14 protein-coding genes are annotated in these 15,144 nt (G+C 63.7%); all 14 read right to left on the minus strand.

Annotated features, from left to right (window positions below; genetic code table 11):
- A partial coding sequence (murC, locus tag Q0L62_RS12045; RefSeq protein ID WP_296680116.1) for a UDP-N-acetylmuramate--L-alanine ligase occupies window positions 1–1,328 on the minus strand: 1,328 nt, incomplete at its 3' end.
- Between the two features lie 32 nt (window positions 1,329–1,360).
- The gene (murG, locus tag Q0L62_RS12050; protein ID WP_296680091.1) at window positions 1,361–2,524 is read right to left on the minus strand and encodes an undecaprenyldiphospho-muramoylpentapeptide beta-N-acetylglucosaminyltransferase; all 1,164 of its coding nucleotides are present in this window, start codon (window positions 2,522–2,524) and stop codon (window positions 1,361–1,363) included.
- The gene (locus tag Q0L62_RS12055; RefSeq protein WP_296680093.1) at window positions 2,521–3,759 is read right to left on the minus strand and encodes an FtsW/RodA/SpoVE family cell cycle protein; all 1,239 of its coding nucleotides are present in this window, start codon (window positions 3,757–3,759) and stop codon (window positions 2,521–2,523) included. Before Q0L62_RS12055 ends, murG begins: the two co-directional genes overlap by 4 nt.
- The gene (gene murD, locus Q0L62_RS12060) at window positions 3,759–5,120 is read right to left on the minus strand and encodes a UDP-N-acetylmuramoyl-L-alanine--D-glutamate ligase (protein ID WP_296680096.1); all 1,362 of its coding nucleotides are present in this window, start codon (window positions 5,118–5,120) and stop codon (window positions 3,759–3,761) included. The genes Q0L62_RS12055 and murD overlap by 1 nt, the downstream gene beginning before the upstream one ends.
- On the minus strand, window positions 5,117–6,187 hold the full coding sequence (gene mraY / locus Q0L62_RS12065) for a phospho-N-acetylmuramoyl-pentapeptide-transferase (protein ID WP_296680097.1): 1,071 nt from the start codon (window positions 6,185–6,187) through the stop codon (window positions 5,117–5,119). Before mraY ends, murD begins: the two co-directional genes overlap by 4 nt.
- An 8-nt stretch (window positions 6,188–6,195) precedes the next feature.
- Window positions 6,196–7,665: a UDP-N-acetylmuramoyl-tripeptide--D-alanyl-D-alanine ligase gene (gene murF, locus Q0L62_RS12070; protein WP_296680099.1), complete on the minus strand. Its 1,470-nt coding sequence runs from the start codon at window positions 7,663–7,665 to the stop codon at window positions 6,196–6,198.
- A complete protein-coding gene (locus tag Q0L62_RS12075) occupies window positions 7,662–9,134 on the minus strand; it encodes a UDP-N-acetylmuramoyl-L-alanyl-D-glutamate--2,6-diaminopimelate ligase (RefSeq protein ID WP_296680100.1) in 1,473 nt (490 codons plus the stop codon). The genes murF and Q0L62_RS12075 overlap by 4 nt, the downstream gene beginning before the upstream one ends.
- Window positions 9,131–10,858: a penicillin-binding protein 2 gene (locus Q0L62_RS12080; RefSeq protein WP_296680102.1), complete on the minus strand. Its 1,728-nt coding sequence runs from the start codon at window positions 10,856–10,858 to the stop codon at window positions 9,131–9,133. The genes Q0L62_RS12075 and Q0L62_RS12080 overlap by 4 nt, the downstream gene beginning before the upstream one ends.
- Window positions 10,855–11,358 carry a hypothetical protein gene (locus Q0L62_RS12085; RefSeq protein WP_296680104.1) on the minus strand — a complete coding sequence of 168 codons (504 nt, stop codon included), beginning with the start codon at window positions 11,356–11,358 and terminating at the stop codon, window positions 10,855–10,857. The genes Q0L62_RS12080 and Q0L62_RS12085 overlap by 4 nt, the downstream gene beginning before the upstream one ends.
- Entirely contained in the window at window positions 11,355–12,305 is a 951-nt protein-coding gene (gene rsmH / locus Q0L62_RS12090; RefSeq protein ID WP_296680106.1) for a 16S rRNA (cytosine(1402)-N(4))-methyltransferase RsmH, read from the minus strand. The genes Q0L62_RS12085 and rsmH overlap by 4 nt, the downstream gene beginning before the upstream one ends.
- Window positions 12,302–12,805 carry a division/cell wall cluster transcriptional repressor MraZ gene (locus Q0L62_RS12095; protein WP_296680107.1) on the minus strand — a complete coding sequence of 168 codons (504 nt, stop codon included), beginning with the start codon at window positions 12,803–12,805 and terminating at the stop codon, window positions 12,302–12,304. Before Q0L62_RS12095 ends, rsmH begins: the two co-directional genes overlap by 4 nt.
- Before the next feature lie 342 nt (window positions 12,806–13,147).
- On the minus strand, window positions 13,148–13,858 hold the full coding sequence (locus Q0L62_RS12100; RefSeq protein ID WP_296680108.1) for an ABC transporter: 711 nt from the start codon (window positions 13,856–13,858) through the stop codon (window positions 13,148–13,150).
- 22 nt (window positions 13,859–13,880) lie between these two features.
- The gene (locus Q0L62_RS12105; protein WP_296680111.1) at window positions 13,881–14,177 is read right to left on the minus strand and encodes a hypothetical protein; all 297 of its coding nucleotides are present in this window, start codon (window positions 14,175–14,177) and stop codon (window positions 13,881–13,883) included.
- Between the two features lie 55 nt (window positions 14,178–14,232).
- Window positions 14,233–15,144: cysteine synthase A (locus Q0L62_RS12110; protein WP_296680113.1), on the minus strand; the 912-nt coding region annotated here is incomplete at its 5' end.

Consider the following 15,144-nt stretch of genomic DNA (forward strand, 5'->3'; position numbering starts at 1 on the left):
ACAACCATGTCGCCAGGCTGGACGATCCCGGCCAAAGCCTGGGCCAGCGCTTCGGGGCCTTCGATGGTCTGGGCCGAGCGGTGGCCGCGCGCTTTCATCCCTGCAACCATCGCTGCGCTGTCGATCCCGTCGATTGGCGCTTCGCCGGCGGCATAGACCGGCGCGGCAAAGACCATATCAGCATCGTTGAATGCGGCGGAAAAATCATCCAGATGATCGCGCAGCCGCGTAAAACGGTGGGGCTGGACCACGGCGATGACCCGGCCCGTGCCCACCCCTTCGCGCGCTGCAGCAAGCACGGCGCGGATTTCGACCGGGTGATGACCGTAATCATCGATCACACTTGCGCCTGCAACCTCACCGACCTTGGTAAAACGCCGTTTGACCCCGGTGAACGTGGCAAATCCGGTGCAGATCAGATCGTCCGAAACGCCCATTTCGACCGCCACGGCCACGGCGGCGAGCGCATTCTGGACATTGTGGCGGCCAGGCATTGGCAGGTCGATCCCCTCGATCCGGCGGAAGCTGCCATCCCGTTCGCGGATTGCCACGTCAAAACGGTTGCCGCCGGGATAAGGCGTGACGTTTTCGCCCCGCACGTCGGCCTGGGCGGAAAAGCCATAGGTAACAACGCGGCGATCGCGGATTTTGGGTATGATCGCCTGTACTTCGGCATGGTCGATACACAGGACCGCGCAGCCATAGAACGGCACGTTCTCGATAAACTCGACAAAAGCGTCCTTGATCGCATCGAAGGTGCCGTAGTGTTCAAGGTGTTCGGGATCGATGTTGGTGACGATGGCGATGGTGCCGTCTAGCCGCAGGAACGAGCCGTCGCTTTCGTCCGCTTCGACCACCATCCATTCGCTTTCACCCAGCCGGGCGTTGGAGCCGTAGGAATTGATAATCCCGCCGTTAATCACCGTGGGATCAACCCCGCCGGCATCAAGCAGCGCGGCGACAAGTGAAGTTGTGGTGGTCTTGCCGTGGGTTCCGGCCACGGCAACCGTACGTTTCAGACGCATCAGTTCGGCCAGCATTTCAGCCCGGCGCACCACCGGCACGCGGTGTTCCAGCGCTGCGGCCACTTCGGGATTATTGCGCTTTACCGCAGTGGACGTGACGACCACTGCTGCATCGCCAAGGTTTTGCGCACCATGGCCGATCATCACCTTGATCCCGCGTTTGCGTAGACCTTCGACTACATAGCCTTCGGCAATGTCGCTGCCTTGCACGCTGTAGCCAAGATTGCTCATCACCTCGGCTATGCCGGACATGCCGATCCCGCCGATCCCGACGAAGTGGATCGTGCCGATGTCAGTGGGCATCCGCCCGCCGCCGGTCTGGCGCAGGGCCTTTTTCACGCTGTCTGCTCCTGCCCTTGGGCAGACACGCTGCGCGCCACCTGGATCACGTCCATCAGCGGGGGGGAACCGAAGCTTTCGACCAGATCGGCCAGATCGGTTGCTGCCGATGGATAGCCGCAGTTCCACGCAGCATGGGCTGCAGTCGCCAGCGTTTCCGGATTCATTGCGATCGCCTGGATCTGCTTGGCCAGTTCAACCGGGGTGAACCGGTCCTGGCGGATCATCCGGGCTCCGCCCAGTGCGGTCATTTCGGCGGTGTTGTAGGCTTGGTGATCGTCGGTTGCGATCGGCAGCGGGACCAGGATCGCCGGACGGCCAACCGCGGTCAGCTCGGCAATGGTCGAAGCCCCGGCCCGGCCAATAAACAGATGTGCGTCGGCCAGGCGGCTGGCCATGTCCTCAAAATAGGTGCCCAGTTCGGCGGGAATGTCATGGCTGGCATAACGGTCACGAACTGCCTCGATATCCTCGGCACGGCATTGCTGGGTGACCTGCAGGCGGCTGCGCAGCGAAGGCGGCAACATGGCAAGTCCATCGGGCACGACATGCGACAGCACGCTGGCGCCTTGGCTGCCGCCGGTAACCAGCACGCGCAGCAGGCCATCCTCGCTGAACGGGGGAAAGGGCCGCTCGCGCAGATCGAGCACTTCGGCCCGCACCGGATTGCCGACCAGATGGACTTTGCCGACATGCTTGCCGTCCAGGCGGTGGACGTCGCGATAGGACGTGGCGATGGCATCGACCCGCCCTGCCAGGAAGCGATTGACGCGGCCCAGCACGGCGTTCTGTTCGTGGATCACGCTGGGCACTTTGGCCCCTGTCGCCGCCCACAATGCGGGCAGAGCAGGATAACCGCCAAAACCGACCACGGCCGAAGGCTGAAAGCTGTCAAACAGGCGCAGCGCCATGCGGCGTCCTTCAAGAATTGCCGCAATGCCCTTACCCCAGTGCAACGGGTTCTTGCCGATGCGTCCTGCGGGAAGGACATGGCTTGTCAGCGACGCTGGCTTGCCCGGCAGCTTGGCGCCGCGCTCATCCGTGATCAAGGCGACGTGGTGCCCGCGCTTCTCCAGTTCTGTCGCCAGCGCGAAGGCCGGAATAAGATGCCCCCCGGTCCCCCCGGCGGCGAGCACATAATGACGGCTGACACTGCTCATTTTCCTGCTCCGGGCTTTTGCAAGCCGACCTGGCGAAGGCTGAACCCTTCGCGCTTCAGGAACGGATTACGCCGGGTTATCGCAATGAGGAAGCCCACGCCCAGGCACAGGGCAATAGTGGAAGACCCGCCATAGGAAATCAGCGGCAGGGTCATGCCCTTGGACGGGAACAGCTGCAGGTTGACCAGAATGTTGATGAACGCCTGCCCGCCAAGCTGCGCGGTCAGCCCTGCCGCAGCCAGAGTAGTAAACAGGTCTTCTTCTTCCAGCAGACGCAACATCACACGCAGCACCAGTGCCAGGTAGAGCGCGACAATGACCGCGCAGGCCAGCAGCCCGAACTCTTCACCGATCACCGAAAAGATATAGTCGGTGTGCGCCTCGGGCAGTCCCAGTTTGCGCGTGCCCAGCCACAATCCGGTACCGGTCCAGCCGCCCGCCAGGATCGTCTTTTGCGCCAGGTCGACCTGATCGAACGCCGTACCGCCGCCCAGGAAGGCGTCGATGCGGTGGCGGCCGTTTTCATAGAACATATAGGCCAGCACGACCGCAGCCATCCCGGCTCCGGCCAGGGCCGCGATCCGTTTGACCGGAATGCCGCACATCAGCACCATGACGAACCATACGCCAGCAAACAGCACGCTGGATCCAAAATCAGGCTGCATCATCAAAAACAGGCCAACCATGCCCATCAGTCCACTGGATATCGCGATTACCGGGATCTTGGGGTCGCGCGCGCGCCATGACAGGATCCAGGCAATGCCGATGGCAAAGCACGGTTTGAGCGCTTCGGACGGCTGAAGCGAAAAGCCCAGATTGATCCACCTCTTTGCCCCGTTGACCGAATAACCGATCACGGGAACCAGCATCAGCGCAATCAGCATCGCGGCGCCCAGCAGGATCCCTGCCTGGCGTGCCCGTTCGCGCGGCAGCATCGATGCGCCGAACATCGCGATCAGACCCAGGACCTGCCAGCGCAGGTGGATGTAGAAGAAATGCAGGTCATCCAGCCGCACCGCGCTGGTCGACAGGCGCCGCGCCGATGCTGGCGAACTGGCAGCGACCGCAACCGCCCCGATCGCCATCAGTGTCAGGACCAGAACCAACAGGACGCGGTCAATCTCACGCCACCAGATCGCAAACTCGCTGCGGTGGTTACGGGCCCGGCGTGCGGCCTGCGCCGCCTCGGGCGAAGTACGTCCGGCGCTGGGAACAAAGGGCGGGTACGACGCCATCAGCGGGGATCTCCGGCCCGGGCAGCATTGGCAGCAGCCACCCGGTCTTCTTCGTTGAGCGCCAGGACGATCTGACGAAAACTGTCGCCCCGCGCTTCATAGTCGCGGAACTGGTCGAAACTGGCGCAGGCCGGTGACAGCAGCACCACATCTCCGGGCTGCGCTGCCTCGCGCGCTTGCCGGATCGCGTCGCACATCATTTCGCTGCGGGTGACCCGGGTATAGGGTGCCAGGAGATCGGCAAACAGCGGGCCGGCATCGCCAATGGTATAGGCAGCGGCAAGATTGCCGAAGAACGGTGCGCATTCGTCCAGGCTTTCGCCCTTGGGCAGACCACCGACGATCCAGTGCAGGCGCCGATCCGGATTGGGCGGAAACGCAGCCAGCGCCGGGGCGGCAGAGGCCGGGTTGGTGGCCTTGCTGTCGTTGATGTAAGTCACGCCACCCGCTTCGGCGACGCGTTCCATCCGGTGGGGCAAACCGCGGAAGCTGGCCAAAGCGGGGCGCCATTGCCCCTCGCTCAATCCCAGGGATTCGGCAATCGCGACCGCCACGGCGGCGTTCTGCAGGTTATGTGGCCCTTGCAGCGATGGCCATTGGGGTTGGAGGCGCGCCAGATCCTTGCCATCAACAATGCGCACCTTGTCGCGGCTGCGCAGCTGCGCCTCGCGCTGGGCCAGCGCGATGGTCTTGGTGTCGCTTGTTCCGAACACGGCAAACTGGTCGGGCCGCTGCATGGCGAACAGGCGCGCCTTTGAAGCAGCATAGCCAGCAAAACCGTCATAGCGGTCCAGGTGATCAGGTGTCAGGTTCAGCAGTGCCGCCACTTCAGCTTCCAGGCTGAAGGTCAGGTCGATCTGGTAGCTGGACAGTTCAAGCACATATATTCCGCCCGGTCCCAGCGGGTTCTGGCCCAGCACCGGCAAGCCTATGTTGCCGCCCATCCGCACAGGCAAGGCGGCTGACTGCAGCAAGTGATGAACCAGCGCTGTAGTGGTCGACTTGCCGTTGGTCCCGGTGATTGCCACCACACGGTGCGCGGGCAAGTGCGGCCGCGCCAGCGCGAACAGTTCGATATCCCCGATCACCGGCACGTCATAACGGGCGGCATGGGCGGCGATGGGATGGGTATTGAGCGGCACCCCAGGCGATACCACCACACCAGCGTAGCCGGTCAGATCGATAGTCGCCGGATCGGCCAGTTCAGCACGCCCTTCCAGCACGCGGCGCGGTTCTTCGCGGGTATCCCAGGCGGTGATCTGCGCCCCGCTCGCCAAAAGGCTTTCCGCCGCGGTCATGCCTGACCGGGCCAGGCCCAGGACGGCATAACGTTTGCCGGTAAAGACGGGCGAGTTGATCATCTGATCTTGAGGGTCGACAATCCGATGAGGGCAAGAACGATCGACACGATCCAGAAGCGGATCACCACGGTCGATTCCTTCCAGCCGAGCTGCTCGAAATGGTGGTGGATCGGGGCCATGCGGAAAATCCGGCGGCCGGTGCGCTTATACCAGAATACCTGGACGATGACCGACACGGCTTCCATCACGAACAACCCGCCAACGATGGCCAGAACAATTTCGTGATGCGCGGCAACGGCAATCGCGCCAAGTGCGCCGCCCAAGGCAAGACTGCCGGTATCACCCATGAAGACAGCAGCAGGCGGCGCGTTGAACCACAGGAAGGCCAGACATGCACCCATGATGCCGGCGCACAGGATCGCCAGTTCGCCCGCGCCCGGCACGTGGGGGATGCCCAGGTAATGCGCAAAGTCTGCGCGGCCAGCCAGATAGGCGATGATCGCAAAGGTTCCCGCCGCGATGACGACCGGCATGGTCGCCAGCCCGTCCAGCCCGTCGGTCAGGTTCACGGCATTTCCCGCACCGACCATGACGATGGCGGCAAACACGTAATACAGCGGCCCCATCGGAATGTAGCGTCCGCTAAGGAACGGAACATAAAGGTTGGTGTTGATCTGGCTGACGATCAGCCAGGCGGCGATACCCGCCACGGTAAACTCGGCCAGAAGCCGGGCACGGCTGGAAATGCCCGCGGTGCTGCGCTTCTTGACCTTGTCGTAATCGTCAAGGAAACCGATCACGCCAAACCCTGTGGTCACTGCCAGGCAAGCCCAGACAAACGGGTTCGTCAGATCCATCCAGACCAGCATCGACAGCACCAGCGCGATCAGGATCATCAGCCCGCCCATGGTCGGCGTGCCGCGTTTGGCCAGGTGGGTCTGCGGCCCATCCTCGCGGATCGGCTGACCCTTGCCCTGGCGTACGCGCAGCATGTTGATAAAACGCGGCCCGATCCACAGCCCGATGATCAGCGCGGTCATCAGCGCCGCACCGGCACGAAAGGTCTGATAGCGGATAAGGTTCGCCAGCCCTTCGAAGTGAAAATATTCCGCGATCAGGTACAGCATTGCCTGATCTAACCTTCCTGCTGGGTGAGCGCGGCGACCATGGTGCCCAGCCCGACCGAATTCGATCCCTTGATGAGCACGGCATCACCGCCCTGCACCCCAAACCGCGTCAGCGCCGCAAGCGCTTCGGACGCCGTTTTGCAATGGGCGAAGGGGATCGCCTTGCCAAGCGCAGCAGGCGGCTCTTTCCCCAGTTCGTCCGCCAGCGCCTGCATCTCGTCACCAACCAGGATCAACTGGTCGATACCGGCGGCAGCAACCGGCTCGATCAATTGCGCATGGAATGCCGCGGCGTGGCCGCCCAGTTCCTTCATCGCGCCCAGCACCGCGATGCGCCGGCGTGCTGGCGTCGATCCAAGCTGGGCCAGGGTCGCGCGCATTGACGCGGGATTGGCGTTGTAGCTTTCATCGATGATCAGGGCGCTGCCTGATCCATCCCCGCCTTGGGCAGCAATGGTGCTTCGTTCACCCCGGCCCTTCAGGCCTTCCAGTTCGGCAAGTGCCAGGCCGGCTGCGCCCAGATCTCCGCCGGCGGCGCGCACTGCCGCGATTACTGCCAGCGAATTGATGATCCAGTGATCACCCGGCGCGGCCACGGTATAGCAAATCCGCCGGTCGCCCATGTCGGCAGTGACCAGCGATCCGCCGCCCGGCGCAGGCACCGCATCAAGCAATCGGACATCGGCATGTGCTGCCCGGCCGAAGGAAACGACGGCGCCCGCATTTTTTTCTGCCGCTTCCTTCAGCCGGGCATGGTGGGGACTGTCTGCCGGGATTATCGCGACCCCGCCGGGCTCCAGCCCCTCGAATATTTCCGCTTTGGCATCGGCAATGGCTTCTTCGCTGCCGAGCATTTCGATGTGGGCGGGCGCGATCGTGGTGATTACCGCCACGTGCGGACGGACCAGTGCCGCCAACGCACGGATTTCACCGGCATGGTTCATGCCCATTTCGAACACGCCAAACTTCGCCCGCGCCGACATCCGCGTCAGGCTGAGCGGGACGCCGACATGGTTGTTGTAACTCTTGACCGAACGGTGCGCGCGGCCCCGACTGGACCGGTCGAGCGCGGCAAAGATCGCTTCCTTGACCCCGGTCTTGCCGACCGACCCCGTCACCCCGATTATCCGCGCATCAGCACGGTTGCGCGCAACTTTTGCCATATCCTCAAGTGCGCTTGAGGTATTGCTGACCAGTACGTGCGGGGCGGCTATCGGCTGTTCGACGATGGCTGCCGCCGCGCCCTTGGCAAAGGCCGCGTCGACAAACACATGCCCGTCCATAGCCTCGCCCTTCAGGGCAAAGAAAAGATCGCCTTCGGCTACGTCGCGGCTGTCGATATCGGCGCCCGCCGCCTGAAAATCAGCCGAGGGCGTTCCCCCCGTTGCCGCTGCGATCTCGCCCGCGGTCCACAGCGCCAGCCCGGCAGAATCGTCCGGCTGGATGGGCCATTCCAGGATACGGGCAAAGGCATTCATCTGGTCACACTCCCGCTGCGGCCGGCGCATTCGCGGGCCACGGTTACATCGTCGAAGGGCAGGACGCGCATGTCTGCGCCCCCGCCGATTATCTGCCCCTGTTCGTGCCCTTTGCCGGCAATCAGGACGATATCCTGCGGTCCGGCCTCGGCAATTGCGGCGGCAATGGCGCTGCGCCGGTCGCCCACCTCGCGCAGAGCGCCGCCACCCCCGGCCATTACCATTGCGCGGATCGCTGCGGGATCTTCACCGCGCGGGTTGTCGTCGGTGACGATGCCAAGGTCGGCCTGGCTCGCTGCAACTTTGCCCATCTCCGGGCGCTTGCCCTGATCGCGGTCACCGCCGGCTCCGAATACGACCAGCAGACGTGCCGCGCAATGGGGCCGCAGCGCCGCAATCGCGGCTTCCAGCGCATCGGACGTATGGGCATAGTCAACATAGATCGGCGCCCCGGTCTGGGTGATCGCCGCCCGCTCAAGCCGTCCGCGCACAGGTTGGAGGCGGGTCAGCGCATCGAAAGTACGGTCGGCATCGCTTCCGGTTGCAATCACCAATCCCGCGGCGACCAGCGCATTCGCTGCCTGGTAAGCGCCAATCAGAGGCAGCGTCAGCTGGCGCGACGCGCCCTGCCATTCCAGCTCCAGCACCTGGCCCAGCTGGGTCGGTGTACGGGCGAGGAGGCGGATCGCCTCCCCGCCCGTTCCCACGGTGAACAGGCGCAACCCCCCGGTGCGAGCCTGTTCGACGGCGCGGGGCGACCATTCGTCATCCGCCCAGATTACGGCTGTCCCTTCGCGGCCGACCACTTCGCCAAAGAGCCGCATCTTGGCTGCGAAGTAGTCTTCCATGTCCGTGTGATAGTCGAGGTGATCGCGGCTGAGATTGGTGAAAGCCCCCGCCTTTACCCGCAGCCCTTCGTTTCGGTACTGCGACAGCCCGTGGCTCGACGCTTCGTAGGCAACGTGAGTCACACCCTCGCGCGCGAGGCCATGCATATTGGCCAGGAACGTGACGATGTCGGGCGTGGTCAGCCCGGTCGACACGCTCTCATCGCTGGTCGTGACACCCAATGTGCCGATCGATGCCGCACGTTCGCCCAGCATCCGCCAGATCTGGCGAGTCATTTCGACAGTCGAGGTTTTGCCGTTGGTTCCGGTCACCGCTACCAGGGTTTCGGGGACCGGCTGAAAGAAACCGGCGGCAAGATGCGCAAAGGCGCGGCGCGGGTTGTCGTTGGCAATATGGACCGCGCCGTCAACCCGCGCTTCGGGCCGGGCCACCACGGCGACTGCGCCAGCGGTGATGGCCGCGGGAATAAAATCCTCGCCGTTGGCCGCCGCGCCCTGGAACGCGCCGAACACGGTGCCGGGTGCGACCTTGCGGTTGTCGATCGCAAAACCGGTGACCTGCGCTTCGGTACCGCCCGGCAGCGCTATTCCGGCAGCCTGGGCGAGCGCCGAAAGCTTCATTCGCCGTTACCGTTCGGCACCAGCGGGGCAAGATCGGAGATATCCACATCGCGGGTGGCGTCAGGCATGACGCCCAGCAGCGGACCGATCCGCGGCACGACCCGGCCAACCACAGGGGCGGCATTGAATGCGGCAGTACGCTGGCCAGACGTTGCGACAGTGCCTTGCGGCTCGTCCAGCATCGCAATCACGACATAGCGCGGGCGGTCCATCGGGAATGCGGCAGCAAAAGTCGCCACCAGCGAAGTGCGGCGATAGCCGCCGATACCGGGTTTTTCCGCCGACCCGGTCTTGCCGCCAACGCGGTAGCCAGGGGCGTTCGCTTTTCGGCCGGTTCCCAGGTCAACGATCATTCGCAGCAGCTGCCGCATCCGGGCGCTGGTCGATGCCTTCCACACCCGGCGGCCAGCTACGGGCTTGGCGGGATCGGCTTTGAGCAAGGTCGCTGGACGCCAGACACCGCCGTTCACCAGGGTGGCATAAGCGCTGGCCAGGTGCAGCGGGGTCACCGCAATGCCGTGGCCGTAAGATACTGTCATGGTCGTGATGCGCGACCATTCGCCGCCCGGCCACAGCGGAAAGCCGCGTGCCGGCAGTTCGATCCCGGGACGCTGGTTGAAATCCAGCGCGCGCATTGTCTGGTTGAGGCGGACCGCGCCCAGTTCATCAGCAACCTGCGCGGTGACGATGTTGGAGGAATGGATCAGTGCTTCGGGCACGTTGAGCGATCCGCCAAAATTGTGGCTGTCACGGATCTGAAAGCCGCCGATCTGCAGCGGCCGGCTCGTTTGATAGCGGCGACCCAGGTTGGTCACGACCCCTGCATCAATTGCAGCGGCGACGGTGATCGGCTTGAAAGTCGATCCCAGTTCGTAAACCTGGTTGGTCACGCGATTGAAGATGTTAGGCGTACTGGCCTGGTCGATCAGGTTGGGATTGAACGAGGGGAGCGAAGCCAGGGCCACCACTTCGCCGGTATCGACATCCAGCACGATGCCGGCTGCACCCTTTGCCGCTGAATCGACCATGCCCTTGTGCAGTTCATCTTCCAGCGCGCCCTGGACGCGGGTGTCGATCGACAGGACTGCCGGCGTGCCCCGCGTGGCCGGATCGGTCAGCTGCTTGTCGAATATCTGCTCCATCCCCACCCGGCCCTTGCCGTCGGCACCAACAAAGCCAAGCACGTGAGCGGCCATCGAACCTTGCGGGTAAAACCGCTCAACCTCGCGCGGGAACTCCAGCGCGGGTTCGCCCAGCGCGTGGATCCGGTTGGCGTCTTCGGGCAGGATGCGCCGGCGCAGATAGCCGGGCTTGCCATCAGCCAGCCGCCTGGCCAGCACATTGACATCCATGTCGGGAAAAATCCGGACCAGTTGCTCGGCAACCTGGCGTGATCCGTGGACCAGCGGCGATCCATCATCGCCCAGCGCCGCCGGATTATACCAGAGCGCATAGGCCGGAAACGCGCGTGCCAGCGGCACGCCGTTACGATCGACGATATCGCCGCGCGCCGGCAACAGGGCCGCAAGCCCGTCGACCCGGCGGGTCTCACCCTCGAACAGGCCAAGCCAGGTGATCCGCGCGAAGGCCACCATTGCGATAAAGGCAAAGCCCGCGACCACCCACAGAATGCGCCATTTGGCCATCAGCAGCGTGCGCTGACGCACGTTGACCAGTTCGCCCCGGCCCGATGATATGGCAGTCGAGACGGTGATCGAGGTCATTCGCTGCGGGTATCCTGCTTTTCAACAGTGCTGAGTTTGTCGCGCAGAGTGGCAGCGGTGACTTTTTTCTTCGGCTCACCCTTGGGCAATTCGGCGGCCATCGCCTTGCCGGTCAGCGGAGATACCAGCGCCGGAAACGCACTGTCTTGGGCAACTTCGGCAGCGCTTGCGACCCGGATCGGGCTGGGCGCGCCCGGCCCGCGCGGCTTGCCCAGTGCGGCCAGCTGGCGTTCCCCTTCAAGATACTGTGCGGCGGTGGGCGCCTGATAGCCGAACTCGACCGTGTTGAGGTTGGACAGCTGCTGCTGGTTTGCCCGGGTTTCGAACTCGGTCTCCAGGAACATCGCGTCCTGCTTGATCGCAACGATCTTGCGTTCCGTCAGGCGGACCTGGCTTTTCACTGCGTTGACCTTGAAAGTCAGCGCCAGTGTCAGTGCAGCACAGACGATCAGAATGGCGACCCAGCCAACCTGGTGCAGGCGATCACGGGTAAGGTTCATGCAGCCCTCCTTTCCCGGGCGGGAGCTGACGTGCGGATTGCAGACCGCAGGGTTGCGGACCGGGCACGGGGATTGCGGGCCAGCTCCGCGTCGGACGGTCGCAGCGCCTTGGCGACCGGAGAGAAAGTGGGTTGGGCAACCGATGCAGTGACGGGCAAATGGCGCGATGCGTTGGCGATCTGGCCGCTGGCGTCGCGCAGGAACTGCTTGACGATGCGATCTTCCAGACTGTGGAAACTGACGACGGCCAGCCGTCCGCCAGGACGCAGCAGGGTTTCGGCCGCGTCCAGCGCGGCGCGCAGCTCGTCCAGTTCGGCATTCACGTGGATGCGGATCGCCTGAAAGCTGCGGGTCGCAGGATCCTTTGGCGCGCCGGGCCGATGACCCAGCGCCTTGCGCACCACTTGGGCGAGCTGGCCGGTGGTTTCGAGCGGCCGCGCGGCCACGATCGCGCGGGCGACCCGGCGCGACTGGCGCTCTTCGCCATAGTGGAACAGCACATCGGCAATCTGCTGTTCTGCTGCTGTATTGAGGAAATCGGCTGCGCTTTCGCCGTCCTGACCCATTCGCATGTCAAGGGGCCCGTCGCTGGAAAAGGCAAAGCCGCGCTTGGCCTGGTCAAGCTGCATTGATGATACACCAATGTCCATCACCACCCCGTCGACCCGGGCGACCCCGGCTTCGGCCAGACTGGCGACCATTTCACTGAAGCGGCGGGGGTGAAGCACCAGGCGGGGAGGCTCTTCGCGGGTTTCCGGCCAATCGTTGGCTGCCGCGATGGCATCAGGATCGCGGTCGAAGGCGTGGACCACGGCGCCGGCGTCCATGATGCGGCGGCTGTAACCGCCGGCACCAAAAGTGGCATCGACGATCACCGCGCCTGGATGAGGCGCGAGCGCCGCGATCACTTCATCCAGCAGCACAGGGACATGCGGGGCGCCGCTCATTTGCGGGCCTTTCCGGCAGCGGCCTTGGCAGCAAGATCAAGGCAGGCTTCCTGCGCGTCTTCCCAGCCCGGGCCCATCTGCGCAAGTTCTTGCGGATTCCAGATGGTGAACTGCAGGCCGCCGCCCTGAAAATAGATCGCCTCGGCGATTGCGCCCAGCTTGAAGAAGCGGTCAGGGAGAATGAAGCGACCGCTATCGTCGAACGGCACCTGGGCAAAACCATAAAGCTGCGCGGCGCGCAGTTCGCGGTCGAAGTCGGCATTGCGATCCAGCGCAATACGCTCTTCCCGGTCAAGTTCGACCTCGAATTGTTCGACCCGGCCCAAACCAAAGCCGGTCAGGCACTTCCACCGGGGATGCTTGGTCAGGCACAGCACGCGCTCACCGTTGCCGGAATCGCGCACGGCCTTGCGGAAATCGGGGGGCAGCACGAAGCGGCCCTTCTCGCCAAGCAGCGAAAAGCCCTGACCGCTATAACTGATCGGCCGTGCAGCCTCCACGTCGTCCCGCCCTATTACCGGAAAAAGCCCGGTCCCCGAAAAAACTCTCCCCCGCCTGCCCACGCGCCCGCGCAGCCAGATTCACCTCAACTGAGGTTCGGCGGTGAACATTGCTGTCGATGAAGCCGATTCTTAACCCCGCACCGGCGGGGAAGAAAGGGAAAATTGCGGGATTTCACGGGAAAACTTGGTAACTATATGATTTATAACATTTTGAATCGCAAGCGGAGATGACCAAACGCTCTGCGTTTGCGGTTTGTTCCCCATGATTTTCAGCGATTTAGGCTGCGACTCTGCCAAACGGCTACAGGCTGTCCCGCACTTTCCCCATCGGGATTTGATTCAGTCATTAAACGCCTGATCAAGCAGCGCCGCAAAGGCTGGCGCGCGGACCTGATCCGGATCGTCACGCTCAAGCACCGCGGCGTCTGCCACCACCAGCACCCTGCCTTTACCAAGCCGGCACAGCGCGGCGATGCCGCCACCAAGCGCGCCACAATTGCGCTTGTCGAGTACGGCGAAGCGGCCGGGCAAGTTAACCGGCAATTGCGTTCGGCCCAGCATGACGGAACGATCACCGAATGTCTGGGCATCATCGAACTGCAGTTCAAGTCCCCAGCGCTTGAGGATCGGCGAAAGCAGCACGACCGCTTGCGGACGGCGCGGATCACCCACCGAAAAGTTCGATTCCTCGGTCAGCGCGGGATCGGCCAGCAGCAACAGCCGCCCCCCGCTGTGAACCCAGCGATCAAGCGCGACGTTTTCGGCCCCGCCAAGCGCGCGCGGCTGCGCCATGACCATGCGCTGCATTCCGTCCAGCGGCCCCCTTGCGCCGGGAACAGATAACGTATCCAGCGGAATAATTCGGCCCCGATCGGCCAGCAGCTTGCGCGCCCAATGCGGCGGCTGCGCTGATTTGAGCATGCTTGCCACGTCTGGTTCTTCGTTCCACAGGATCGGCAGGGTCGTGAACAGCCCGATGGCATCGCCGTTCCTTGCCGCGCGGCCCTGCACAAGCAATGCTGCGCCGATCAGCAGGGCGCCCGCTGCCAACGCCAGCAATATCGCTTTGCGTCTAATTGGGGTTGCCGTTGGTCTGCAGCGGCGCAGGCTCTGCCGTATCGTTGGGCATGGCCGAGGGGACCACGCCGATATCGGCCAGCGGATCGTTGGCGCCCGGTGACGCAACGGCCGAAGCGCTGGCGACCGGACGCACTGCATCTTCGTTCAGCCGGGCACGGTCCTTGATAATGTTGGCCAGTCCGACAATCAGGACAATCGCCGACAGGCCGAACAGACCAGCCTGCAGGCGCTGCACCGCGTGCGCGCGCAGTTCCCGCGTTGAAGGCGGAAGGTAATGCTGAGGAGCCATTGACTCCATGACCCGGTGTGGCGGTTGTGTAGCCATCACTGCCGGTTTTAGCCGATCAGGTGAGCCAAGGGAAGACCGGCAAACCCTTGGATTTCAGCCAATCTGCGTTGTAGAGGCTGGAAAGGTAGCGGAAACCTGTATCGCACAGGATGGTCGCCACGCGCGCTTCGCGCCGCCCTTCGGCGACCAGTTGGCGGCCCAGTGCAACCGCTCCTGCCACGTTGATCCCGGACGACAGGCCAAGGCACAGACCTTCCTCGCGCAGCAGGCGGGCAACCCATGCCAGGCCTTCCTCATCCGAAATGCGAAACTGCGTGTCGATCGGCGCGCCTTCCAGATTGGCAGTGATCCGTCCCTGCCCGATCCCTTCGGCCACTGAACTGCCTTCGGACTTGAGCTCTCCGCACGCGTAATAGTTATAAAGCGCCGCCCCGTGCGGATCGGTCAGCGCAATGCGAATATTGTCGTCAAACGCCTTGAGGCCAAGCCCCACCCCGGCGATTGTCCCGCCCGTCCCGGCAGCACAGGTAAACCCGTCAATTCGGCCGCTCAGCTGGTCCCAGATTTCGGGCGCGGTGCTTTCGATATGCGCCTTGCGGTTGGCGATGTTGTCAAACTGGTTGGCCCAGACCGCGCCAGCCGTCTCTTCTGCCAGCCGGCGCGAGGTGTGGACGAAATGGCCCGGATTGGAAAACGGCGCAGCCGGAACCAGCACCAATTCTGCGCCCAGCGCGCGAAGCGTGTCCATTTTCTCGCGGCTTTGCGTCTCGGGCATGACGATCACCGTCTTGTATCCCAGCGCATTGGCGACCAGCGCCAGCCCGATCCCGGTATTTCCGGCCGTGCCTTCGACAATGGTTCCCCCGGGCTTCAGCGTGCCCCGGTTTTCCGCATCGCGCACGATCCACAGCGCGGCGCGGTCCTTGACCGAAGCGCCGGGGTTGGCAAACTCGCACTTGCCCCAGAT

The organism is Novosphingobium sp. (genome assembly GCF_024642085.1).
In the GTDB taxonomy this organism is placed as follows: domain Bacteria; phylum Pseudomonadota; class Alphaproteobacteria; order Sphingomonadales; family Sphingomonadaceae; genus Novosphingobium.